The sequence below is a fragment of the Pedobacter sp. 05T44 genome (assembly GCF_056395985.1).
Window position 1 is genome coordinate 669,020 of sequence record NZ_JBFTKO010000001.1, and the last position, 25,751, is coordinate 694,770.

At 38.4% G+C, this 25,751-nt stretch carries 19 protein-coding genes; 6 read left to right on the forward strand and 13 right to left on the reverse strand.

The features are described from left to right. Nucleotides 1-5: 5 nt before the first annotated feature. The 3 genes from AC1DDK_RS02770 to AC1DDK_RS02780 form a co-directional block, all read right to left on the reverse strand. Nucleotides 6-527, reverse strand: coding sequence for a hypothetical protein (locus AC1DDK_RS02770; RefSeq protein WP_288880571.1), 522 nt, complete (start codon nucleotides 525-527; stop codon nucleotides 6-8). A gap of 471 nt (nucleotides 528-998) precedes the next feature. Next, on the reverse strand, nucleotides 999-1,520 hold the full coding sequence (locus AC1DDK_RS02775; protein ID WP_337715657.1) for an outer membrane beta-barrel protein: 522 nt from the start codon (nucleotides 1,518-1,520) through the stop codon (nucleotides 999-1,001). A 116-nt stretch (nucleotides 1,521-1,636) separates the two neighbouring features. Further along, complete coding sequence (locus AC1DDK_RS02780; RefSeq protein WP_172660736.1) at nucleotides 1,637-2,347, reverse strand: ATP-binding cassette domain-containing protein; 711 nt, start codon at nucleotides 2,345-2,347, stop codon at nucleotides 1,637-1,639. A 105-nt stretch (nucleotides 2,348-2,452) separates the two neighbouring features. On the opposite strand from AC1DDK_RS02780, the gene AC1DDK_RS02785 reads away from it, so the two are divergent. After that, nucleotides 2,453-3,934, forward strand: a complete 1,482-nt coding sequence (locus tag AC1DDK_RS02785) for a glycine--tRNA ligase (protein ID WP_172660737.1) — start codon at nucleotides 2,453-2,455, stop codon at nucleotides 3,932-3,934. 158 nt (nucleotides 3,935-4,092) lie between these two features. Here the strand turns inward: AC1DDK_RS02785 and AC1DDK_RS02790 are convergent, their stop codons facing one another. The 10 genes from AC1DDK_RS02790 to AC1DDK_RS02835 form a co-directional block, all read right to left on the reverse strand. After that, the gene (locus AC1DDK_RS02790) at nucleotides 4,093-4,839 is read right to left on the reverse strand and encodes a succinate dehydrogenase/fumarate reductase iron-sulfur subunit (protein WP_172660738.1); all 747 of its coding nucleotides are present in this window, start codon (nucleotides 4,837-4,839) and stop codon (nucleotides 4,093-4,095) included. An 8-nt stretch (nucleotides 4,840-4,847) separates the two neighbouring features. After that, on the reverse strand, nucleotides 4,848-6,764 hold the full coding sequence (locus AC1DDK_RS02795; RefSeq protein WP_477633816.1) for a fumarate reductase/succinate dehydrogenase flavoprotein subunit: 1,917 nt from the start codon (nucleotides 6,762-6,764) through the stop codon (nucleotides 4,848-4,850). Beyond that, nucleotides 6,755-7,438 carry a succinate dehydrogenase cytochrome b subunit gene (locus AC1DDK_RS02800; RefSeq protein WP_172660740.1) on the reverse strand — a complete coding sequence of 228 codons (684 nt, stop codon included), beginning with the start codon at nucleotides 7,436-7,438 and terminating at the stop codon, nucleotides 6,755-6,757. Before AC1DDK_RS02800 ends, AC1DDK_RS02795 begins: the two co-directional genes overlap by 10 nt. Before the next feature lie 10 nt (nucleotides 7,439-7,448). Then, entirely contained in the window at nucleotides 7,449-8,879 is a 1,431-nt protein-coding gene (locus AC1DDK_RS02805) for an anion permease (protein ID WP_172660741.1), read from the reverse strand. Nucleotides 8,880-8,908: 29 nt separating this feature from the next. Beyond that, nucleotides 8,909-10,027, reverse strand: a complete 1,119-nt coding sequence (locus AC1DDK_RS02810; RefSeq protein ID WP_288880562.1) for a porin — start codon at nucleotides 10,025-10,027, stop codon at nucleotides 8,909-8,911. A 205-nt stretch (nucleotides 10,028-10,232) separates the two neighbouring features. Beyond that, on the reverse strand, nucleotides 10,233-12,671 hold the full coding sequence (locus AC1DDK_RS02815; RefSeq protein ID WP_337715660.1) for an outer membrane protein assembly factor BamB family protein: 2,439 nt from the start codon (nucleotides 12,669-12,671) through the stop codon (nucleotides 10,233-10,235). Nucleotides 12,672-12,681: 10 nt separating this feature from the next. Further along, nucleotides 12,682-14,481: a RagB/SusD family nutrient uptake outer membrane protein gene (locus AC1DDK_RS02820; RefSeq protein ID WP_337715662.1), complete on the reverse strand. Its 1,800-nt coding sequence runs from the start codon at nucleotides 14,479-14,481 to the stop codon at nucleotides 12,682-12,684. Nucleotides 14,482-14,498: 17 nt separating this feature from the next. After that, complete coding sequence (locus tag AC1DDK_RS02825) at nucleotides 14,499-17,936, reverse strand: TonB-dependent receptor (RefSeq protein WP_337715664.1); 3,438 nt, start codon at nucleotides 17,934-17,936, stop codon at nucleotides 14,499-14,501. Nucleotides 17,937-18,067: 131 nt separating this feature from the next. After that, on the reverse strand, nucleotides 18,068-18,988 hold the full coding sequence (locus AC1DDK_RS02830; protein ID WP_172660745.1) for a FecR family protein: 921 nt from the start codon (nucleotides 18,986-18,988) through the stop codon (nucleotides 18,068-18,070). A 54-nt stretch (nucleotides 18,989-19,042) separates the two neighbouring features. Continuing rightward, nucleotides 19,043-19,585, reverse strand: coding sequence for an RNA polymerase sigma factor (locus tag AC1DDK_RS02835; RefSeq protein ID WP_172660746.1), 543 nt, complete (start codon nucleotides 19,583-19,585; stop codon nucleotides 19,043-19,045). Between the two features lie 348 nt (nucleotides 19,586-19,933). Between AC1DDK_RS02835 and AC1DDK_RS02840 the strand changes: the two genes are divergently transcribed. The 5 genes from AC1DDK_RS02840 (at nucleotide 19,934) to AC1DDK_RS02860 (ending at nucleotide 25,711) form a co-directional block, all read left to right on the forward strand. Next, nucleotides 19,934-20,623: a CAP domain-containing protein gene (locus tag AC1DDK_RS02840; protein ID WP_172660747.1), complete on the forward strand. Its 690-nt coding sequence runs from the start codon at nucleotides 19,934-19,936 to the stop codon at nucleotides 20,621-20,623. Nucleotides 20,624-20,721: 98 nt separating this feature from the next. Then, nucleotides 20,722-22,650, forward strand: a complete 1,929-nt coding sequence (locus AC1DDK_RS02845) for an LTA synthase family protein (protein ID WP_337715666.1) — start codon at nucleotides 20,722-20,724, stop codon at nucleotides 22,648-22,650. A gap of 4 nt (nucleotides 22,651-22,654) precedes the next feature. After that, nucleotides 22,655-23,137 carry a GtrA family protein gene (locus AC1DDK_RS02850; RefSeq protein WP_172660749.1) on the forward strand — a complete coding sequence of 161 codons (483 nt, stop codon included), beginning with the start codon at nucleotides 22,655-22,657 and terminating at the stop codon, nucleotides 23,135-23,137. An 85-nt stretch (nucleotides 23,138-23,222) separates the two neighbouring features. Continuing rightward, nucleotides 23,223-25,010: an aromatic amino acid hydroxylase gene (locus tag AC1DDK_RS02855; RefSeq protein WP_337715668.1), complete on the forward strand. Its 1,788-nt coding sequence runs from the start codon at nucleotides 23,223-23,225 to the stop codon at nucleotides 25,008-25,010. After that, the gene (locus AC1DDK_RS02860) at nucleotides 25,010-25,711 is read left to right on the forward strand and encodes an SDR family oxidoreductase (RefSeq protein WP_172660751.1); all 702 of its coding nucleotides are present in this window, start codon (nucleotides 25,010-25,012) and stop codon (nucleotides 25,709-25,711) included. The genes AC1DDK_RS02855 and AC1DDK_RS02860 overlap by 1 nt, the downstream gene beginning before the upstream one ends. The last annotated feature ends 40 nt before the right edge of the window (nucleotides 25,712-25,751 follow it).

Below are 25,751 nucleotides of genomic sequence, written 5' to 3' on the forward strand. Positions count from 1 at the left end.
TGCTTTTAAAAATTGTATCCGGCTCTTAAACCAATAAATGATAAAGTTCCCGTATTTTTTGTCCACCCTTCATATCTGGCTCCAATGTCTAAAGAACCTGTACGTGAAACAGGAATTTCAACGCCCAAACCAGGTGTATAAATAAAAGAAACTCCACTGCCATTAGCTGTCGCGATAGACGACCCCACTTCAGCTGTTCCGTAAATATTTTCGGTGATAAAATATCTTGCTCCAACTTTAATCGGAATAAAACTTTGCCTGTATTTCAATGTACCAATAGTTTCTTTGCCATTGAATCTGATATAGCCTACATTTCCGGTAATGTTTAATGACTTTGATACCGGATGCTGATAAAGTAGAGAACCCCCTGTTCCATAATTTGCAAAGTCTCCAAAATCGCCCATAGGTAAGCCTACGTCAAATCCAATTCCCAATCTTGGTTCTGCAATTTGAGCGCTAGATTGTGCCTTAACATCAACCAACTGGAAAAATCCCGCAGTAAGAATTAAGAAAAATATTTTTTTCATTAGTTAAATTTTAATGAGCTGCAATATTATAAAATATAGCTAGTATAACAAAGCTTTGGATGATTACCAGGTTGTCTTCTTTTCTAACATGAGAACACCCCTAGTATAGTCAAAGATGCTTTTAAGAAAACATTCAACTTATATTTTGCTAAACGAACTTACAGAATAACCCTATATTAAGAACATAATGAAAACACAGTTGGAAATACCCTTTCAATAGTACGGCAATAGTATGTTAATAACATACTTTACTTGTACTTATATTGTGGTTATCATATTTTCATTATTAGTGTGGTAATAACCGCATGTCAGGTGTAGTATTATCTTTCTTAATTCCAATGAGTAGAGCAGCGCGAATTTTCAGGGTCACAGTTTATGTAGCCTCAAAACGATATAATGGATAATGAAAAAGCCGCTTGAACTTAATCAAGCGGCTTTTTTATTCGTTTAAACGAACCTTTTGGTTTTTGATTACAAACCGAAATTATATGCTAATCTAAGTCCGATGAAAGAACTTGTAGTTGAATTGGCTGACCATCCTTCATAACGTCCACCTAATTCGATAGCACCGCCATCAGAAACAGGAAACTCTATACCAATGCCAGGAGAATAAGCAAAAGCAGTTTTTCCACCTGATTCAGTAGAGAAAGCAGCACCAAGCTCACCACCTATATAAAAATTCTCAGCCACAAAGTATCTTGCACCTGCTTTAACAGGAATTGAACCATAACTACCGCCACCAAATTCATCCTTAGCCTTAAAACTCAAATAGCCTGCGCTACCTGTTAAATTTAAATTAGTTGCTACTGGATGTTGATACAATAGTGAACCACCATAACCTAATTTATAAACATCACCAAAGTCACCCATTGGAAATGCAAACTCAGCTCCAATACCTAACTTTGGACCTGTCATAGCAACATCTTTTTGAGCCTTAACGCTCGAGAATGCAAAAAGACCTGCAATTGCTGTTAGTAAAAATACTTTTTTCATTTCTGTTTAATTTAAATTGTGTAATTATAATCCTTAGATACAAAAACTTGGCCAATCGTTACAAAAAATAAAACTCTACAGTAAATAATTATTAACAAACGCACAATTGACTTATTTTATTGAGAAGTCAGTTTTCTAAAAATCTCTTCAAGAGACGAAGATTGGTGTTGCTTTTTAAGTTCATTGATTTCGGCATTTGCTACAATCTTTCCTTTATTGAGGATGATGACCTCGTCGCAAACTGCCTCTACTTCTTGCATAATATGTGTTGATAGGATAACCGTTTTGTCCTTTCCCAGCTTCTTAATCAGTTCCCGAATGTCGGTAAGCTGATTTGGATCTAAACCTGATGTAGGTTCATCAAGTATTAAGATCTCGGGATTATGAATAATTGCCTGAGCCAATCCTACCCTCTGCTTGTAGCCTTTAGAAAGCATATTTATTTTTTTGTGCTGCTCGGCCCCTAAGCCAACGGCATCTATTGTCTCCTTAACTTTTTGCTCGGGGTGCTGAAGCTTATAGGTATTGGCAACAAACAATAAAAACTCTTTTACATACATATCTGTATATAAAGGCGTGTTTTCTGGCAGGTAACCAATAATACGTCTAACATCCAAACTCTGGGTTTGCGAATCGAAGCCGCACAACTCAGCGGAGCCGGAGGTTGGCTTCAGATAACCGGTAAGCATGCGCATCGTGGTAGATTTTCCGGCACCGTTTGGCCCAAGGAAACCTAATATCTTTCCGGGTTTAACCTCAAAACTAACTTCATCGACAGCCTTTTGCTTATCGTAATACTTAGACAAATACTGTACTTTGATGCTCAATTTATTTAATTTTTAGGTTTACCGGAGTGCTCATTTTCAAAAGTAGAAAAAACACCACTGCATTCATGAAAACCATTAAAATATTTTATCTAAGTTTGCATCATTATGGCAAAAAACACTAACGACGAGCAATTTAAAAATGTAATATCACACGCCAAGGAATATGGTTTTGTATTCCAAAGCAGCGAAATATATGATGGACTAAGTGCTGTATACGATTACGGGCAGTTAGGGGCAGAATTAAAAAACAACATCAAAACTTATTGGTGGAAAGCCATGGTACAAATGCATGAAAATATTGTAGGCATTGATTCTGCAATATTTATGCATCCAAAAATATGGAAAGCAAGTGGTCACGTTGACGGATTTAACGATCCTATGATCGATAATAAAGATTCGAAAAAACGCTACCGTGCTGATCAGTTATTAGAAGATAAAATTGCACGTTACGAAAAAGACGGCAAAACAGATAAAGCTGCAAAGCTACAAGCTGATATGGATGAGGCTTTAAAATCTGAAAACCTACAGCAATTAAAAACATTAATTGAAGAACACGAAATAGCATGCCCGGTAAGCGGCACAAAAAACTGGACAGAAGTACGTCAGTTTAACCTGATGTTTAGTACCCAGTTTGGTGCTATGGCCGAGGGGGCAGAAGAAATATACTTACGTCCTGAAACTGCTCAGGGTATTTTTGTAAACTTCCTTAATGTTCAGAAATCGGGAAGGATGAAAATTCCTTTTGGTATTGCACAGATAGGAAAAGCTTTTAGAAACGAGGTAATTGCCCGTCAGTTCATTATGCGYATGCGTGAGTTTGAACAAATGGAAATGCAGTTCTTTGTACGCCCGGGTGAAGACAAAAAATGGTTTGCATACTGGAAAGAGGCTCGTTTAAAATGGCATTTGGCTTTAGGCACCTCTGCCGAAAAATACAGATACCACGATCATGTTAAACTTGCTCACTATGCGAATGCAGCTACCGATATTGAATTTGAATTCCCGTTTGGGTTTAAAGAAGTAGAAGGTATTCATAGCCGTACAGATTTCGATCTTTCTCAGCACCAGGAATTCTCTGGCAAGAAAATGCAATATTTCGACAATGATCTTAATGAAGAGGGAAAACCATATGGCAACTATGTACCTTATGTGATAGAAACTTCTATAGGTTTAGATCGTATGTTCCTTTTAACCATGATCAATGCTTTTGAAGAGCAGGACCTTAGTGATGGAGAAAAACAAGATAGCAGGACGTTATTGCGTTTACACCCTTGCCTTGCTCCTGTTAAAGTAGCGATATTCCCACTTACTAAAAAAGATGGTTTACCGGAAAAAGCAAGAGAAATTATGAACAGCTTAAAGCTGGATTTCAACTGTGTATATGAAGAAAAAGATGCCATTGGTAAGCGTTACCGCAGACAAGATGCTATTGGTACTCCTTTCTGCTTAACAATTGACCATCAGACACTGGAAGATGATACGGTAACCATTCGTCATCGTGATACAATGGAGCAACAACGTATTGACATTAAAGATCTTCAAACATTAATTGAAAGCAAAACAAGCTGGAAAAACTTGTTAAGGTAATATTTGCTAAAGCATTCGTCATACCGCTGAAGAGCGGTATCTCGCTTTTTCCAGGCAAACTTTCCCTTGAGGGATGCTGAAATAAATTCAGCATGACGACCGAGCTCTCAGGATGACGAAAGTACAAAGAAGAGGGGGCAGTAAACTGCCCCCTCTTCTTATTTTTTCAAAACGCTACTCAATGAATATTCCCAGTTCATTCTTGCAATATTAAGAACTGAAATCTGTTGGGGGCATTCTACCTCGCAGGCCTCTGTATTACTGCAGTGTCCGAAATTCTCTTCATCCATTTGTTTTACCATAGAAAGCACCCTTTTCCGCGACTCCATTTTTCCTTGAGGCAATTTTGCCAGGTGGGAGATTTTGGCTGATGTAAATAAGGCCGCACTTGAGTTTTTACAAGTAGCAACACAAGCGCCGCATCCTATGCAAGCAGCAGAGTCAAAAGCAGATTCGGCCTGTTCATGTGTAATGGGTATTCCATTTGCTTCAGGTGCCTGACCAGTATTTACAGAAACAAACCCACCAGCCATAATAATCCTGTCAAATGCTGACCTATCAACCCTTAGATCCCTTTTTATAGGAAATGCCAAAGCTCTGAATGGTTCAACATAAATGGTGTCGCCATCTTTAAACTCACGCATATGAAGCTGGCAGGTAGTAAGATTTGCTATGGGGCCATGTGCTTGTCCGTTAATCATCATTCCACACTGCCCGCATATTCCTTCCCTGCAATCATGGTCAAATTCAACAGGGCGGTCGCCTTTTAAAACCAGCTGCTCATTTAAGGTATCCATCATCTCCAGAAAAGACATATGAGGGATCACATTATCCAGTTCGTAATCTACCAGCTTACCCTCGCTGGCAGCATCACTTTGTCTCCAAATTTTTAGATATAACTTCATCAGCCTATTTATTTATAGCTTCTTACTGCCAGTTCAACATTTTCAAAGTGTAATGGTTCAGGGATCAGCAATTCTTCCTGTCCTTCTCCCCGCCATTTCCAGGCAGATACGAAACAGAACTTTTCATCATTCCTTAAAGCCTCTCCTTCCGGAGTTTGATATTCTTCTCTAAAATGGGCACCACATGATTCGTCTCGAGTTAAAGCATCCAGGCACATCAACTCTGCCACTTCGAGATAATCACCAATACGACCTGCCTTTTCCAATTCTCCGTTCATCTCATCTTCATCGCCAGGAACTTTAAGGTCTTTATAAAAATCAGCCCTTAGCTTTTTTATTTCGTTTATGGCGTGGATTAATCCTTCTTTGCTTCTTGATAAACCACAATAATCGTATAATAACTTGCCTAAAGTCTTATGGAAATAATCGGCCGTTTTAGTGCCATTTATTTCCAGCAGTTTACTTAGTTGCGCTCTTACCTGAACTTCGGCATCGATAAATGCCTGATGATCTATCGGCACCCTTTCTGATTTAATTTCTCCGGCCAGATAATTTGAAACCGTATATGGTGCAATAAAATAACCGTCTACACATGCCTGTAATAAAGAATTTGCACCTAACCTGTTGGCTCCATGATCAGCAAAGTTAGCTTCACCAAGGGCAAACAATCCTGGTATGGTCGTCATCAGTTCATAATCAACCCATAGTCCGCCCATTGAGAAGTGAGCCGCAGGAGATATCATCATAGGCTCTACATAGGCGTCGGTAGCCGTAATTTTGCGGTACATGTCAAACAGGTTGCCATACTTCTCTTTAATACGCCCTTTTCCCTGCTCCTTAATCGCCTTGGAAAAATCCAGATAAACGGCATTCCTTTGCGGCCCTACTCCAAATCCTGCGTCTATGCGTTCCTTTGCCGCTCTCGAGGAAATATCGCGTGGGGCAAGATTACCGAAGGCAGGGTAACGTCTTTCCAGGTAGTAATCACGTTCTGATTCAGGAATATCATTAGGTTTCCGGTTTTCAGAAGGTTTTAAAGGCACCCAAATTCGCCCATCATTCCGCAGCGACTCAGACATAAGTGTGAGCTTAGATTGGTAATCGCCCGATTGTGGTAAGGATGTTGGGTGTACCTGGGTCCAGCTTGGACATGCCATTAATGCACCCTTCTTGTGTGCACGCCATATGGCAGATGCATTGCATCCCATTGCAAGGGTTGATAAATAATAGATTTTACCAAAGCCCCCGGTGGCCAAAATTACGGTATGAGCACTATGCCTTTCTATCTCTCCTGTATCAAGATTTCTTACAATAACGCCTCTTGCTTTTCCATCGATAACTACTACATCCAACATTTCATGCCTTGTGTAAAGCTTAACAGTTTTGGCAGCAACCTGACGCATTAAAGCCTGATAAGATCCTAAAAGCAACTGTTGTCCGGTTTGTCCCCTTGCATAAAAAGTCCGGCTAACCTGTACACCTCCAAAAGATCGATTATTCAGATACCCGCCATATTCTCTGCCAAAAGGCACACCTTGGGCAACTGCCTGATCTATTAACTGAGCCGAACATTCTGCAAGCCTATAAACGTTTGCTTCGCGTGACCGGAAATCGCCGCCTTTAATGGTATCATAGAACATACGATAAACACTATCTCCATCATTCTTGTAATTCTTGGCCGCATTTACTCCACCTTGTGCAGCTACTGAGTGTGCACKCCTTGCTGAATCCTGAAAACAGAAAGATTTAACATTGTATCCCATCTCGGCCAATGATGCCGCAGCAGCACTACCTGCCAGTCCGGTACCAATAACAATAACGTCMATTTTTTTTCGGTTGGCGGGATTAACCAGCTTAGCATGGTCTTTATAGAAACTCCATTTATCTTTTAATGGTCCCGGTGGTATTTTAGCGTTCAGTTCCATAAAACATGTTGAGTTAAGTAAATATAAATTGGAATAATAGCGAAACCGATAGTGATGATATAGCTATAGCCTGTACCAAAAGTCCTTACCCACGAAACATATTTAGGATGATACAAACCCAGTGATCTGGCTGCACTATAAAAGCCATGCAGCAGATGATAACCCAGCGCGAACATAGACAGCACATAGAAAAGTACATACCACCAGTCGTGATAGGCAGCCACCACTATTGCGTATAGGTCTTTATGCCCACTTTCATCTTTCGGTAAGCTTCCGAACTTGTACTGATACCAAAAATCCCTGAAATGAAATACCAAAAATATCAGAATTAGTGTGCCAAGTATCCCCATATTTCTTGAATACCATTTGCTGGCTTTGCCCCTGTTATCCACGGCATACCTGCCTGCTGTTTTTTTATTTTTAAGCGTAATTATCAATGCATCCAGGCAATGAATTACAATAGATGCATAGAGAACATAAGAAATGATCTTTATAAAAATATTGCCGGATAGCAGCTGAGAATAACTGTTAAAGCTGGCTTTTGCTTGTTCGGCAGGTAATAATAACTGCAGATTTCCAAGCAAATGAATGACAAGAAAAAAACACAGAAACAACCCCGTAACTGCCATTAGCGTTTTTCGCATCAGTGTAGATGCTCTGTTTTTATTATCCATAAGCTTTAAATTAATACAAGCCGATCATCTTCCACCACAGCCCGCCTATTCCCATCCAGATCAAAAGAAAAACGATACTCAAAACAAATCCCTTTGACCACCAGTCCTTGACATCAACGAATGTACTTCCAAAAAATACCGGTGCCGGACCATGCCCGTAATGGGTTAATGTTCCAAAAATACCACCACAAAAGCCCAGCGATAATGCAAGCAGCATGGGCGGAATGCCAATGGTGATACCCACGCCAAGCAAAGCTGCATACATAGACGCAACGTGCGCTGTTGCACTTGCAAACAAATAATGACTGTAAAAGTAAACCAGAATAATAATAGGAAAAGCCATGGTCCAGCTCAGCCCTCCTATTTTTGCCCTTACCAATTCACTGAACCATGGGATTAATCCCAGCGTATTCAAAGAACTACCCATCATTACCAAGGCCGAGAACCATACAATTGTATCCCATGCGCCCTTTTCACTTTTCACATCTTCCCAGGTTAAAACCTGCGATAACAACAGGAATACCAGACCAATAAAGGCAGTAGTTGTGGCGTCGATTTTAAAAATATCTCCTGTTATCCATAAAAAAAGCAAGACAACAAATGCAGTTAACATCAACCATTCGTTGCGTGTTACAGCTCCCATCTCTTTCAATTTTTCGGAGGCCATTTTAGGTGCTCCTCCCGTCGATTTTATTTCCGGAGGATAGATTTTGTATAAGATATATGGCACCAGAATCAAAGAGATAATTCCTGGAATTATTGCGGCCCACATCCAAGACATCCATGTGATATTTATACCAAGATCTGCAGCAAATTTCTGACACATGGGATTACTCGCTGTACCTGTTAGAAACATTGAGGACGTGATGAGGTTGATGTTATAACAACTTAATGTTAAATAGCCTCCTAGCTTACGGTGCGTTTCCGGTTTTTCTGGAACTGAATCGAAATTAAGGGCCATAGACTTCATGATCGGATAAATAATACCACCCCCTCTTGCAGTATTACTTGGAATAGCGGGTGCCAGTACAAGATCTGCAAGGCCCAATCCATAACCCAAACCTAGAGAGCTTCGGCCAAACACTCTGATAAAAAGGTAGGCAATTCTGCTTCCAAGACCCGTTTTTATAAAGCCCCTTGCGATGAAAAATGAAATGCCAATTAGCCAGATAACCTTATCTCCAAAACTACTTAAGGCCATTGAGATCGACTTACCCGGGTTTCCTGGTGCCAACACCCCTGTTAAAGCAACTATTGCGATAGCAATCATAGACATGGTACCCATGGAAGCTGCTTTTAAGATAATACCTAAAATAGTTGCTAAAAAAATAGCCAGCAAATGCCATGCTTCGGGCTTTACACCTTCTGGTACTGGTAAAAACCAGATTAACAACCCAAAAGCCAATGTAGCCAGCATCATTTTGTAGTTGATCTCTTTCATAATTTAACGGATTAGAGTGAATTAGATAATTAAAATCTTGCCTGAACCTGGCAAATAATCCTATTTGTATTGTACTGCGTTGTATTGGGGATATTTCTTTCGTATCTGTCCATTAGCAATCCCAATTGAACTCTAATGGCGTATGCTTCAGCAAAGGCCGCACTGATCATTGGAATATAACTTTGTCGGGAATTTCCCACTTGCTTAAAATCTGAATCGAGGTATTCATATCGCACTGCAAATTCCAAACTTTTGAGTCTAGCATTTTTAATACTGTAAGCCACATTTGGCAATACATAGATGCCGCGCATTGCATACTCACTTACCGGGATTACCAGATTTTCCTGGCCAAAGAATGCAACACTGTTTATCCCTTGTTTATATTCTGAAACAAGTTCTATACCCCACCGCTCATTCAGCTGCTTTTTATAATCAACATCGGCACCATAAGCCCATATTTTTTGGCCCATGTTTTTGCCAACTCCACCACTGGCACCCAACTGCGTAGTTTTACCTAAACCAACTACAATTCGGGCAGGAATTATTTTACCGTCGTCGTTATCACTTACCTGATTTCGGTTGTTGCCATTAAAAATACCTATATAATATTTTACAGGAACATCAGTATTTTTAATCTCTCCAAAATAAGTGGCACCTATTTGAAAGCTCTGCCAACTGTTTGAACCAAAAAGATAATATTGATTTGAATAATCAATGGAACGTACAAAATCAACAGGATAATTATCTTCCTGACCAAATTGAGGCCTGAACTGACCGAATTGGAAATTCACATAATCATTAATACTGTACTTAATGTATGCGTTTTCGAGCACTTTGTTTTGAGGGTTGCCTGTAAAATCACCAAAGTTGACCAGTATAACAGCGTTAATTCGATCGTTTATAGTAGCATTCAATTGTAAACGTGCCCGTTTTACAGAAAAAGAATTTCTGGAAAAATGCTCATCGCCGGCATGATGCATACCAGCAATATCAATATCGTCATCAAGCGAATAATTAAATTGAGTTTGCAGCATTCCTGAAAAATTGATCTTGGCTTTTTCAGAAACGGGAACGCTTATTCCTTGTGCTTTACTTAAAAGGGGGCTGCAAAATAAAAAGACGACCAGGAGGTGAGAACGACATTTCATAGGGATGATTTGTGTAAGTGTTTCTGTTAAAGCAAATTAATAAAAATTTGAAGTTAAAAAAAGTGTTCAGAGTTATTATTTTTAATAATGTATATCATTTTATTATAAAATGTTTCATTTTGAAAAATGTCCACGCTCATCTAAAGTAAAACAGCCCTGTCGCTATTTGCAACAAGGCTGTTCCGGAATTTAGCAATCGTTATTTCTAGAAATTTGTGAGGGCAAATACATTCCCTGCAAAATCTGCTACATAAAGGGTGTTTTCAACAACTGATAAATCAGCAAATATTGGAGCGCCCAGATTAATTTTCCTCAGTACATTTCCAGAATTTTCATCCAAGACATAGATATATCCATCAGAGGCTCCAAGAAGAAGCTTATTTTTATACTTAATAACTGAACATTCTACAGTAGCCGACTCGGGACCTGCATACGGAGCAGAATAAACAAGCGCATTGCCAGTAGTAGTATTCCACGTTTCTTGTAAAGTATTAACATCATAAGCAACAACTCCATGTTTAGCGGTTGGCATAATAATATGCTTATCTGTAACCAAAGGTGCTGCCATTACCTTAAATTCATAATTGGCATCAATTTTTTGAAGTGTCTTTCCGGTTTGAGGATCTAACACAAAAATGGCGTTCAGACCAGTGATGTATAATTTACCATTTACATACTTCCCGGTACTGCTTCTAAAACGCAAACCTTCGTCACTTCTTTTCCATAGTAATTTACCAGTTCTTTTATCATGACCGAATAGACTTTGCCAATTACTGCCGGTAATTATGACATCGCCCGCAATTGTCATCTTTTCAGGTGTACCTTCTCCTCCTCCCCACTCTTTATTTACCCAAATAGTTTTACCTGATTTAACCTCAAGTGCCTGGAAATAACCTTCAGCCCCTGTATAATAAATACCGTTCTCTGCTACCCCTGCAGAGATGTAGCCAGGCAAGCTCTTCATGCCCAGGTCTTTCTTCCAAACCAATTCACCAGATGATGCTTCTAGCGCATAAGTAAAGCCTTCCATATCTGTACATAGTACCAATCCGCGGTCATAAGCTATTTCATGTTTGATGGAGTTACGGGTTTTATAATGCCATAAAACTTTTCCACTCTGCGGATCAAGTGCTGTAATTCCGCAATTGATATTGTTACCATCATCTATTGTAGCCGCAAATAGTCGCCCTTCGGCAAACAGGGGTGCAGTTTTCCATATATTTCCTTTTATGTTACTTATCCATTTTAATGATGTTTCTGTATCAATTTTAAAAGACTGTTTCTGTATGTGCTGCTCGCCATCTGCAAAAACAACTTCGGTTTGTATTGTTAAAGGTTTCCCTTTTGCCAACTTAGTCACGGGTATTTTCCCTTCCCAATTCCAATCAGTATTTGCGGTCAAAGCTGTTTCGGCCAGCTTATTTCCTTTACCATCATAGATTATGCTCTTAACATTCATTACAGTAGTTTCACTATCGTAAACATTCGCATTTACGATTAGTGCTCCGTTTTTCACCTTTACCATATCCGACCCGGATGGAGTAGTTACCACCAGGTGCTTATGCAAATAAGTATAATGTGGTTTTACTTTTTTTACACCATTTTTATCAATTTCTATAGACAGGAATTGTCCTGCAGAGTTATCTATTCCCCCTTTATCAGGTGGTGCAGATGAAATGTAATGAATCCCTGTCTTTTCGCTTTTCCTTACAAAATTATTGTGCCAATGGCCATAAACCCATGCTTTTAAATTATTATCATTTAAATTGATAGAATCGTTTTTACCTTTTAAAATGAATTGATCGTTGTAAGTAAGGAGATCATGATTAAAGATAATTACGGGTTTGTTTTTATCTACAGCAGCAAGGTCATTTTTCATCCAGCTGATTACCTCATCCACTGTATACGATGGCTGAAAATCGCCAGACCTCATTGGAGTTACAATAAAATGTGCTGGTCCGGCATCAAAAGAGTAATATACCGGGCCAAACAAATTTTCAAACAGTTCCTCGCCATAAGCCCCTTTAACGAGGTCATGATTACCAATACAGTAAAAAATTTGCTTACCCAATGTTTCAGATGTAATCTGGTTGGCATGGAAGTTTAATCCCTTTTCGTAACAGATATCGCCGGTATGAACAATAAAGCTGATGCCCTGTTTTTTTGCATAGTTCTTTACATTCACAATCCAATCGTTGTACTTATCAGTCTCGGTATCCGTAATCTGAAGCATTTTAACAGATGTTCCGGCACTTGTAGGATCTTCAACTAAACCAAAATTATATACCTTATCTGTCGTCTCACCTACTTTGATATAATGTTTATCAGTTAGTTTATAACCAGCAGGAATAGTAATGAATATAAACCTCGTTTTTGAATGACCAGGCAGGTTAAAGCTACCCTCTTTATCTGTGCTTAATACATTTTGCCCATCAGATACGGCTACATTGGCTATACCCGGCTCAGATGTATCAGCAAGTTTGTTCTTATTTTTATCTAGAAAAACCTTTCCCTTAAATTGGGCATTTGCTATACCAACAAAAGATAAGTAAAAAAATAAAATCGCTAGTATTCTCATGGTTTGTTTGTGTGTAAATTTAAAAAGCAGCAGGCGATTAAACCTGCTGCCGGAGAGTGCTGTCATTTTAATATTATTACCAGCCAAACACTTGTTTTAAGGCCGGGTTAACTACAGTTTCACTTATTGGTATTGGCCTGTAATAATACTTTGGTTCAAGAAATGTTCTCGGCTGATCTCTATCGCGCGTAAATGCTACAAAACCAGAAGTGCCATTAGTAAGGTAAAAATTCTGGTCCTTACCGTCTTTATCTTTTAAGTAGTATTTAGATAGGTTCTTTTTCACATCCTCTGGGAGATTTGCGATCGCAGATTCATCATTAGGAGAGGTTAGAATTGCAATATCAGGTATACCATCTCCTGTAACATCCAATCCACCCATTGCCGGAACATACATCCCTTGCTGACTGTTTTGTAAAACTTTACCTACTTTCCAACGAACTATATCATCATACCTTAAACCTTCGCAAGCCATCTCCACCCTTCTTTCCCTGCGAATTTCAAGCAATACCGCTGTATTTGCTCCCATGGCATTAGGGTAAGTAGCTGAAAGTACCGGATCTAGTGCTACCCCCATGCTTAATGCAGGCATTTGCACCCTATTCCTTAACTTATTAATTGTCTGATCCAGGTCGGCTTGAGTAATCGTTCCGGATTCAGCCTTTGCCTCTGCATTTATCAAAAGAACCTCAGCATATCTAAATATTGGCAAGTCTGTGTAGTTCATTACCCAGCCTTGCATTAAATCAGCAGAACGGGGATAAAATTTAATTTGATTATAACCTCCAAGGGTTGGCTTTATTCTATATGGCGCCGTAGCATTATTCGGCCCTCTAAATGCCGGATTAATAATAGTTTCTGCCATACGAGGGTCGCGACCGGCAAACACTTCTGTATATAACTTGGTATTGTAGCCGGGTGTTGAGGTAAATGGAGAACCATCTGTTTTAAGATAAGTATCAGCCAGATTTTTACTAAGAGACCAGATATAGTCTAATACTGTATGGCTATTGTTACCAACTCCAAGTTCTTTTCCATAATCAGCCCACATAATCATCTCTTTATTCGCGGCTAAATTTGCACTTGAAAATAAGGCACGATAGTCTTCACCAGCCTTTCCTGTATTGTAGATAACAAAGCCACCGTCTTTTATAATTTGGGCCGTAGCGGTTATAGCAACGTCAAGAAAACGCTGATAGTCGTTTGTTAATGCTATCTCATCATGGTATTTCCTAAAAGTACCCTCGTGAAGCGCAAAGCGTGCCAATAAAGTAAGTGCCGCCCATTTGGTGACGCGTGTATTGCTTCCATCTGCTTTAATATTATTTGCGGCATAAGTAAGATCGTTCAAAACCGAATCGGCAACCATTGCTCGTGGATCCTGACCTTTATAAAGATTAGGATCTTCGGAATTTACAACCTTTGAAAACCATGGTACATTGCTATAGGTTTTGATCTTTTTAAAATAATAAAGGCCACGGAAAAAACGGGCAATACCTACATAATGATTAATTAGTGTTTGATCACCTTTTACCTGATTAATATGATCAAGCATATAGTTAATTTGACGCAAATCTGCCCAGTCCTTTTTATCCCAGCCACCAACGTTTGAAGATGATATGCCGCCTCTTACCAGATTATCAACCTCACCATTTGCATTATAGTTAGCAATATTATCAGAGTTAATATCATCGTACGAAGGGCTCAACTGCTTGTAAAAGCCATTGCTATATGTTTCGAGGTCTGATGGTGACTGAAAAAAGACGGCGTCAGTAATTTGTGTTTGAGGATTACGTTGCAAAAAATCCTTCTTGCAGGCTGTTATTGCTATAGCTATAAATCCTATTATAAGGATATAATTTATTCTTAGTTTCATAATACTTTCTGCTTGAGTTAAAAATTAAGGTTTAAACCAAAAGAAAAGGTTTTTTGGAATGGATAGACCTTACCATCGAGCCCTTCAGGATCCAGATTTGCTTTAATATGAGATACATCAAATATGTTTTCTGCACTGAAGTAAAGGCGCAGTTTATCCAGTTTTATCCGATTCGTTAAAGTTTTTGGCAGTGTATAACCAAGTGTTAGGTTTTTTAACCGTAAATAAGAAGCATCCTGCAAATATTTAGTCTGTGGATTTCCAAGTTCAGTAGCATCTTCTGCAATATAGGCTTTAACCCTCGGGAAGTAAGCATCTGGTGTTTCGGGAGTCCAGTGGTCAAGATTATGAACCTGAACATTGGCCCATGGTTGTGCATAAACGCCCCAGAAATAATGGTTGCTTGGACCAGGATACCAATCTCTTTTACCAACACCTTGGAAGAATACCCTTACATCAAACCCCTTCCAGCCTGCGTTCAAGTCTATTCCATATTGGTACCTTGCCCTATTATTACCAATGATCTTCTGATCTCCATGATCGGCAAGTGTATTTTTACCTTTATCTATTTTGCCATCACCATTTAGGTCCTTGAATTTTAAGTCACCCACATCAAATTTATACCCTGTATCATCAGCCCCAACAGCAGTTTGGTCAGCATGGTTAGCAAGTTCTTCTTTGTTCTGGAAAAAGCCTTCTGTTTCCAAGCCCCATATCTCTCCGATTTCTTTACCAACATAATGATCAGATAACAAACCATTTGGATTATCAAATCTGGTAATATACGAACGACTATCGCCCATATTAAATCCTATGTTATAGTAAAATTGGCTTTCAGCGAGCATAAATCCATCTTTCCAGCCCAATCTTATTTCCCAGCCTTTTGTTTTCAAATCTGCAGCATTTACTTTTGGTTCATTAACACCAAAAGGGCCAGGTAAGGTTTTACCCTTTGTAAGCATACCCTCTGTGTACCGGGTATAAGCATCAAAACTCAAATCAAAACGATTTTTGAGAAAGCTTACATCACCACCAAAGTTAATTGTTGATACCTTTTCCCAGGTTAAACTTGGGGCAACTGCTCCTGGAGGGAGAACTTGAATGGGTCTTTTGCCATCAAGAATCTGATCAATCTGCCCAGATGCCATAGAAGGAATGTATAAATATGAATCCACATCCTGATTACCCAATGAACCATAAGACGCACGTAGTTTTAATAAATCAAGTCCGATGCTTTCTGCTACAGGCTTAAAGAAATTTTCACCCGTTACTACCCATGCAGCTGAAGCTGAAGGGAAAAATCCCCAACGATCGTCGCTTGGGAAACGTGAAGTGCCATCATAACGGCCATTTAATTCCAGAATGTATTTATTATCAAAAATATAATTCAAGCGATAAAACCATCCCCTTACTGCCCAATCTTCAATTCGTTCACTACCGGTCATATCACCGGTTGCTAAAGAAATAGACGGTAGTGTATTGCTGATCAATCCCTTGCGTGTAACAGAATTAGTGGTACGATATCTATATTCCTGATTAAAGCCTGCCAATACTTGCAAATAGTGTTTTAAACCAAAGGTTTTATGAAAATCTGTATAAATGTTATAAATATTATGTCTCACAAGCCTAGTATCATTTTGAGCCCAGGTTGGGTTCGAACCACTATAACTTATGGCCGAATTAGGTCCTGTTTTATATGGTACGGGTACATCAAACGATCTGCCTGCAGTATCTATTCTTCTAAAGGTAGCATCAGCCTTTAAATCCCATACATCCTTTACCAGTTCAGCTTTGGCATTAAATGTTGTTTGAAAATTATTGCTTCTGGTTACACTACGTCCGCCACTTTGTAATCTTCCCAATAGAGCGGCACCGGTCGAGGTCCAGCTTCCATCAGGGTTCTTTGGAACATCAAGAGAACTCTGCCTGTTAACATTATGAAAGAAGCCTTCCCCGCCATAAACAGATTCATCATAAGTGCTAGACATAAAAGAGGTATTATTACCAAGAGTTAACCAATTCCTTAGCTTATAATCTGCTTTTGCTCTTAAATTATACCGATCATAGTTATCATTTCCGTAGCGCAACATTCCTTTATTTGTGAAATATTCACCTGAAGTATAATAGCTTAGTTTTTCGTCTCTTTTAGATATGCTGAAATTAGCGCTATAAGTTGGGGCAGTGTTATGATACACCTCATTCATCCAGTTTGTAGATCCATAATATGCCCATGCATTAGGATCTGTTGGCGATATAATTACAGACGGAAGAGAAGGATTTTCTGAACGTTGTCTGGCATACTCTCTTACATTTTCTGGAAACAGGTTGTATAGCGGATAAGCAGCATCGTGCTTAAACTCCATGGTCTTAAGGGGATCAGTTACAATATCAGGAACCTTACCCAAGGTACGTATTGCGTAATAAGTATTTGCAGATACCTTAAGATCGTTACTCTTAGCAGTTTTTGTTGTAATCAAAATTACGCCAAAAGCTCCTCTGGCACCGTAAATTGCAGCTGATGCTGCATCCTTTAAAGTCGACACACTCTCTATGTCATTAGGATTTAAAGCCATTAATTCATCGGCAGTAAATGGCACATTATCAACCAGAATATAAGGTGATCCGCCATTTAGTGATGTATAACCTCTGAGGTTAAAAGCTGGTGCTTTATTAACCTGTCCACTTGAAATAGTTATATTAAGGTTTGGAATTAGTCCCTGTAAACTAGCCCCTACGCTTGAAAAAGGCCTGTTTTCGATTTCTTTACTGGTTATTCCATCAACTGCACCGCTCAAATTTATTTTTTTCTGTGTGCCATATCCAACCACAACAACTTCATTCAGAATCTTCTGATCGTCTTTTAAAACGACATTGATCTGTTGTTGTGTACCTACAACAACTTCCTGAGTGGTTAAACCCATATAAGAAAACACTAAAATATCAGCAGAGGACGCTACATTAAGTTCATAAACTCCATTTACATCAGTAGTTACAGAAGAAGTGGTCCCTTTAATCTGTACCGTTACTCCTGGCAATGGTATACCAGTTTCGTCGGTTACTTTTCCCTTTATCAATTGCTTCTCTCCAGACAATTCATTCCTCTTCCTGAAGATCACAATATTTTGATCTATCTCCCTATAGGAAAATGGCGTCTGATCTAATAAACGTACAAGCACTTCGGTTATCGGCTCGTTAGATACGTTTATCACAATTCCTTTTACCTTTCGTAATTCATTGTTGTTATAAGAAAAGTCAAGCTTACTTGTTTTACTGATCTTTTCAATTGCTCTTTCTAATGATTCGCCATTAAGGTTGAGAGTTACCCTAACATCTTTAAGATTCTGGCTAAAAACAGTTTCTGCTAAAAGGGTTCCGGCAGAAGTAAGTAAAGTAGCAAACACTATTAATCCTACCTTCATTATCTTAAGAATTAGTGTAGTAATGTTTTTTTTCATATTTTTAATCGTTTTATAGTTTAAATGAAACACAAAACAGCCATACGGAAGATTTTTCGACGAATTACCCGCATGCTGTACATTTAGATCAGTATCTGCTCCAACAGGTACTGATCATTATTTTTTCTGGTCTAATTACACCCGTTTCCTGTTATCAGTACCTCCTTTTCTTTAATTTGATAAGTAATTCCCTGAATCAGGGCGATTAGATCTAAAGTTTCTTTAAGACTTTGTTTCGCGTTAATGTTGAAGGTATTCTGGCAATTCTTAAATAATTCCTTGTCATAATCTATTTTAACTCCGTATGCATTTTCAACAGCGAGAACAGCCTCTTCAAAATACACTCCGTTTAAATTAACTTTGCCATTATTCCATTCTGTTTTTTCAACAGCCTTAGTTGTAAGTGTTTTCGGCTTGTGGGTAACTTTATTATACACCACCTCTTGATTGGGGGTAAGTACACTGATCTGTTTGTCATGATTACTAACCGCTACCTTTCCGGTTACAACAGATACTGAGGCTGTAGAGAGGCTTTTATAAGATTTAACAACAAATGATGTTCCCAGAACAAATGTTTTTAACGATGAGGACTCAACAATAAAAGGTACTTTTTCATTGTGAACCACATTAAAGAACCCCTCCCCGTCTTCCAGATAAACTATCCTTTTCGCTCCAAACTTTTTGGGATATTTTAAGGTACTAGCGGCGTTAAGCCAAACAGTGGAACCATCGGGTAGTGTAACCAATTGGGTTTTGCCCATAGGCACTTTAACTATTACAAAGTCGTTGGCTTTAAAATAAGAATTGTAATAAAACACGATACCAGCCGAGAGCAGAACAAAACTAATGGCCGCAGCCATTGCCAGCATCAATTTCTTACTTATACGTTTTTGCTTGTTTGCGGATTGTTTGTCATGAGCATACCTGCTTGCAGTAATGCGCGCAAGCATCTCCTTGCGTAACTGCTCTTTGTCATCCTGATCCTCAAAAAATTCTGAAGGATCGGAAATGCCAAATTCTTTATAGATTTCTTTTTTATTCTTAGCGTCCATTCTAAATACATAACGAACAAGAATTAAAGAGGTACTATGTAGAAATAAAATATTTTAATTAGCCTGATATTTAGACCTAAGTCTTTTAAGAGCACTCGTAATTTGATTTTTTACGGTTTGAGAAGAAATGGATAATTTGCCGGCTATTTCATTAACCGAAAGCTGTTCTTCCCTACTCATTAAAAATACCTTTCGCATTCCGGAAGGCATATCTTGAATTTCTAATTGCAATTGCTGTGCCATGTCCTTAGATACAAGTTGGTCAAACACATCATTATCTGCGAAAGGATGGGTCTTTATTGCTTCATCATCGTGCTTAATACGAAGTGTTTGCCTGCGATTAAGATCGGTAAGCTTATTTTTGAGGATCACGTAAATGTATCCGACAAATGTAGTGGTGATATTGATCGAATGACGTTTAACCCAGATGAGCATAAACAGATCATGTACAACATCCTTTGCCTCTTCACGGTCATTTAGTTTTTTACAGGCAACAGCGTACACCAAGTCCCAATAGCGTGCATAAATTTCATTAAATGCATCATCGCTATCATCTTTTAGTAAATCCAATAAAGCTAAATCAGTCAGGCCCTTCAAAAGATGTTGGTTTTAAAATCGTTTGGTCATCACAATGTATTAAAAATTTCAACAAAAGTAAAACTCTAAAAAAGCTTAAAGACTAACGATACATTAACTTTTTATTAACTTATGGAAACTATTTAAAATTTCACATCGCTCTGGATTTGCCCTGATTCTTAAGCTAAAACGGATGTGCTGTAACTTTAACACATTGCACTTACGGCATAAACAGAAGTTGTTTTATTATTTAAATAGTCCTAAATATATTTACTGAACTCATAAACCCACATCAAATGGTGGGATAAACATAATAGCATTACGTATTGTAACCCCAAGTATGGCCTGGCTTTTGCTATTGGTCAAAACATGAAACTGTTTTCGATATCTATCCTTTTTCTATTTTCTATTTTTACAAGTACGCAAGTCAAAAACACATCCGACGACTACACATGGTCTAAAGAGGAGCTAAAAATGGCCAACACCGCGGGCAACTCCAGTTACCTTACCGGGGAAGAAAAGGATCTGGTTATCTATATGAATCTGGCGCGTATGGATGGCGAAAAATTCTTTAATACTTATTTTCAGGATTTTGTGGAGGCACACAACAAAAAAGCCATGAAGTATAGCAACTATGATGAGCTTAAAATAACCACAAGTAATAAGTACTACCGGAGTCTGGCACAGCAGATTAGAGCGGTAAAGGATCTTCCAATGCTTTGGCCAGACGAGGCTTTAAGCATAGTAGCAAAACAACATGCAAGGGATATGAACCGCAACAATTTTAGCGGGCACAATTCCAGTGACGGAAGGTCGGTTAAAGATAGAATATCAGAGATTTACCCTAAAAGATCCAATGGTGAAAACCTTGCATTTGGTTTTTCTTCGGGTCTGGACAATATTTGTATGTTATTGCTTGATAAAGGTGTTCCAGATCTTGGACATAGAAAAATGATCTTAAATGATTCCTATGGGTTAAACTATATTGGGGTAAGTATTCAACCTCACAAAAAATACGGCTATTGTGCAGTAATTGATTTTGTGGCATTACCCAGGTAGTTCCTCGTCATCAATATTTCAAAAAGAACATATCGTAAATTTATTGTTAACAAATCGTTTTCAAAATACTTAGTTTTACTGCCTCTAATTAAAGGCAGTTGAAAATTAAGAACACAAAAGAGGTAAATCTTTACCTGGCACTGGCATACCGGTTTTTTATTGTATTGGTTTTATATACGCTTTGCAGATTGGGCTTTTATGCCTTCAACCATAGCTTATTTCAAGGCATTACTTTCTCTAAGTATCTTGTTATCCTATATGGAGGTGTGAAATTTGATGTTTCCGCCCTGCTGTACATTAACCTTATATTTATATTATTACATGTTATTCCCTTCACTTTCAGGTACAAGGAAGGATATCAAAAGTTCTGCAAATGGCTTTTCATTATCACCAACAGCATAGGTATAATGGCAAACTTTGCCGATTTTGCCTATTATAAGTATACCTTAAAGCGTACCACAGCAACAGTTTACAGTCAGTTTAAAAACGAGCAAAACAAGCTTAAACTATTAGGTGACTTTCTTGTCGACTATTGGTACCTTCTGATCCTTTTTGCGGTGTTTGTGTGGTTATTTATTAAGCTTTACGAGCTTGTTAAAATTAACAAAGCACCTCGTTTCACCTGGCCTGTTTATTTATTACATACCGCGCTTATGCTAGGTATAGCGCTAGCCTGCCTTACTGGAATTAGAGGCGGCTGGGGTTTTGGAACTAGGCCAATTACACTTAGTAATGCCGGTGAATTTGTGGATACACCTGATCAGATGAACCTGGTTTTAAATACACCATTTTGCATATTCAGAACACTTAAAGCTTCTAAGTTAAAACCTGTTCATTTTTATGATGAACAGACATTAAATTCTATTTACAATCCGATCCACATCCCTACTGATACCGGTAAGTTTAAGCCGCTCAATGTAGTTTTTCTAATTATTGAAAGTTTAGGGAAAGAGCACGTGGGAAGCCTAAATACTGATCTGGACGGAGGAAAATACAAAGGCTATACTCCTTTTCTTGATTCTTTGATTTCCCAGAGTTACACCTTCACTCATACCTATGCCAACGGCCGCAAATCTATTGATGCTTTGCCTTCTGTTATTACGGGTGTTCCAAGTATCAGAGAGCCCTTTATTCTTTCCATCTATTCTGGCAATAAAACTACCAGCATTGCTAAGCTATTAAGTGATAAAGGATATGAGACGGCATTTTTTCATGGTGCCCCAAATGGTTCAATGGGTTTTTCATCGTACACCCACCTTGCAGGTATAAAACATTACTTCGGACAAAACGAGTATAAAAACACTGGTGATACCGATGGTACTTGGGGAATTTGGGATGATCCTTTTATGCAGTACATGGCGCAAACCATGAATACCTTTAAACGGCCGTTCTTTTCAAGTTTCTTTTCTTTATCATCTCATCATCCGTTTAGGTTACCGGATGAATACAAAGGCAAGTTTCCTAAAGGCCCTCTTCCGGTACAGGAAATTTTTGGCTATACAGATATGGCTTTGCGCAACTTTTTTAAAACAGCGTCAACTATGCCTTGGTATAAAAACACCTTGTTTGTCCTTTGTGCAGACCATGCAACTGTTTCTTACTACCCTGAATATCAAACAACACCAGGATATTTCTCAATCCCAATTGTGTTGTATTATCCGGGCGGAAACTTAAAAGGAAAAGCTGATAAAGTTGTGCAACAGATAGACATCATGCCAACCGTATTAAACTATTTACATTACGATAAGCCTTATTTTGCATTAGGTTTTGATGCATTTAAAGAAGGTAATGATAACTTTGCTGTGAATAATAACGATGGTACTTTTAGCTTTTACCAGGGCGATTATCTGTTAATTAATGATGGGAAAGAAAATAACGCTTTGTATAATTTAAAAACAGATCGTTTAACAAAAAACAACATTCTGGAAAAAGAACCGTTAATTGCAGAGAAAATGGAGAAATACCTGAAAGCATTTATCCAGCAATACAATAACAGGATGATTGAAAATAAACTAACAGCAAACTAATTGCATGAGGAAAGCCTTATTAAAAATAATAGATTTCTTTTATCCTCCATTCTCTCGCTGGCTACCCATTCATACATTCAGATACATGGTGTCTGGCGGCACCACTGCAGCCACTGGAATTGTAGTATATTATATTTGCTATAACTGGGTATTGCATCAAAAAGATGTTCATCTCTCTATACCTTTCTTTCCGAACCTAATTACTGCACCAACAGCAGCTTTGGCCATAGAATCTGTAATTACTTTCTTTATTGGTTTTATATTAAATAAGTATTTGATTTTTACAAAATCAGACTTAAAAGGACGGATCCAGTTGTTTAGATATGGATCTGTAGTAGCTACAAATATTCTGCTCAACTATGCCCTGCTTAAGGTGTTTTTATCTTTCGGATTTTACCCAACTATTTCCAAGATTATTATTACCACTATTCTAACTGTTTTCAGTTATTTTTCTCAAAAGCACTTTTCGTTTAAAGTAAAAAAGTAGTTCGCTGTGTCTATAATCCAATTAATTTTACTTGTTTAAAGCCTGTTATAGCCTTAACTTAGACGCTTCATATTCAATTTTAGAAATGAGCGATTTTAATGACTTTAATAATCCACAAGTAGCTAAGTTGCCAACGCATCTAAAGCAATTTATTGTAGAGCAACATTACGAAAGATATACGCCAGTCGATCAGGCAGTATGGAGGTATGTGATGCGTCAAAATTATAGCTATTTAAAACATGTTGCTTATTATCCATATATAAAGGGCTTACAACGGGCAGGTCTTAGTATTGAACATATTCCTGATTTGCAAAACATGAACGACAATCTTGGCAAAATAGGCTGGGGTGCAGTTACTGTGGATGGATTTATTCCACCTTCGGCATTCATGGAATATCAGGCATACCGTGTACTTGTTATTGCAGCCGATATCCGTCAGATTAATCATATAGAATATACTCCTGCTCCCGATATTATTCATGAGTCGGCAGGTCATGCACCAATTATTGCGGATACTGATTATAATAATTACCTAAGTTATTTCGGCTCTATTGGTGCCAAGGCGATGTTCTCTTCAAAAGATTTTGACTTGTACGAAGCTATACGACACCTCTCTATATTAAAAGAGGCTGCCGATGTTCAGGAACAGGAAATTGCAAGGGCTGAACAGCGCTTACAACAAATCTCTGAGGATATGGGCGAGCCTTCAGAAATGGCTTTATTGAGCAGATTACATTGGTGGACTGTAGAGTATGGCCTGATAGGCACCTTAGAAAACCCTAAGATTTACGGAGCTGGCCTGCTATCATCAATTGGAGAAAGCTCCTCGTGCATGAAGCCCGATGTAAAAAAATTATGGTATAATAAAGACACCATAAATTACCCATACGACATTACTAAGCCACAGCCTCAATTATTTGTAACCGAAACTTTCCAAAATCTGATTGATGTTTTGGAAGATTTTGCAGATACAATGGCATTCAGGCGCGGAGGTTCAGAAAGTATTGTTAAAGCTATTGAATGTAAAAACCCGGCAACTGCTGTTTACAGTTCTGGTTTACAGGTAACTGGAGTATTTACAGATATGGGTATCGATCAGAATGATGAGCTTACGTTTATAAAAACCACCGGACCATCGGCCCTTGCTTTTGAAGGTCAACAACTTGAAGATCATGGCAAATTTCATCACAAAGATGGTTTCTCATCGCCGGTAGGTAAACTGAAGGGAATGGATACGCCGCTGGAAGATATGGACACATTTCAATTATTGAAATGCGGTATCAAGCCTTTTAATCTGGCCATCCTGGAGTTTGAAAGTGGTATTTCTGTAAAAGGTATTGTTAAGATCATCCATCAGAAAAATAAAAAAACTTTCCTTATCAGGTTTGAAGATTGTACAGTTAAGGAAAGTAACGGAAATATACTTTTCCAACCAGACTGGGGCGTATACGACATGGCTGTTGGTGCGACCATTGTTTCTGTATTTAATGGTGCGGCAGATAAAGGTTCTTATGAGGAAATTACACATGTGAGCGATAAGCACACTCATAAAGTAAGTTACGACGAGAATACACAAAAGCTTCATGACATCTATAAAAGCATGCGTTTGATAAGAGAGAACGAGGCAGGCTTTGAGCAATTACCTGTTTTGTTTGAAAAAATAAAGACAGAACATCGCCAGGATTGGCTTTCAGCACTTGAAATGCTTGAAATTTTACACCATAAAAAACTTTTCCCCGAATTGGAAAAAGAGGTCCGCAATTATTTAGAGCTTAAGTCTGAGAACGAAGCTGAACATAAAAAACTGATTAATGATGGATTACATGTAATCGAAAATCCCGTTAGTCAATTAATCACTGAAGAAGATAATTAATGAATATAGTATTAACCGGTGCAAGCAGCGGAATTGGTTTTGAAGCCGCTTTAGAATTTACATTAAGTAGTGAGAACAAGGTAGTATGCATTGCCCGGTCTTCTGATAAGTTACGTAAACTTTTGGAAATAGCAAAAGGCATTAATCCTGATTGTACACTGCTGCCCGTAGAGTTTGATATTGTAAATGACGACTATGCGGCCCTAATCCCCTTTTTAAAAGAAAGACTTGGCAAGGTTGATATTCTAATAAATAATGCTGGCGCATTAATTAATAAACCATTTCTGGAAACTACTCATGCTGATCTTTATGAGATGTTTGAAAGCAATGTTGTGGGGCATTTTAGTATGATCCAAAACCTAATTCCTTTGATGGGTGAGAGTAGTCATATCGTAAACATTGGCAGTATGGGTGGGTTCCAGGGAAGTGTTAAATTTCCGGGGCTTTCGGCCTATTCTTCGAGCAAATCTGCTTTACATACTTTAACTGAATGCCTGGCATTTGAACTGGCAGAAACTGGTATTAAGGTAAACTGCCTGGCTCTTGGTTCTGCGCAAACAGAGATGCTTGAGCAAGCATTCCCGGGTTACCAATCGCCGGTTTTAGCTTTCGAAATGGGTAAATATGTCGCTGATTTTGCCAGAACAGGACATAAATTTTTTAACGGAAAAGTAATTCCTGTTGCGGTAACAACGCCATAATCAACAACTTATCAACATTTTTAGGGTTCAAAGATAATTT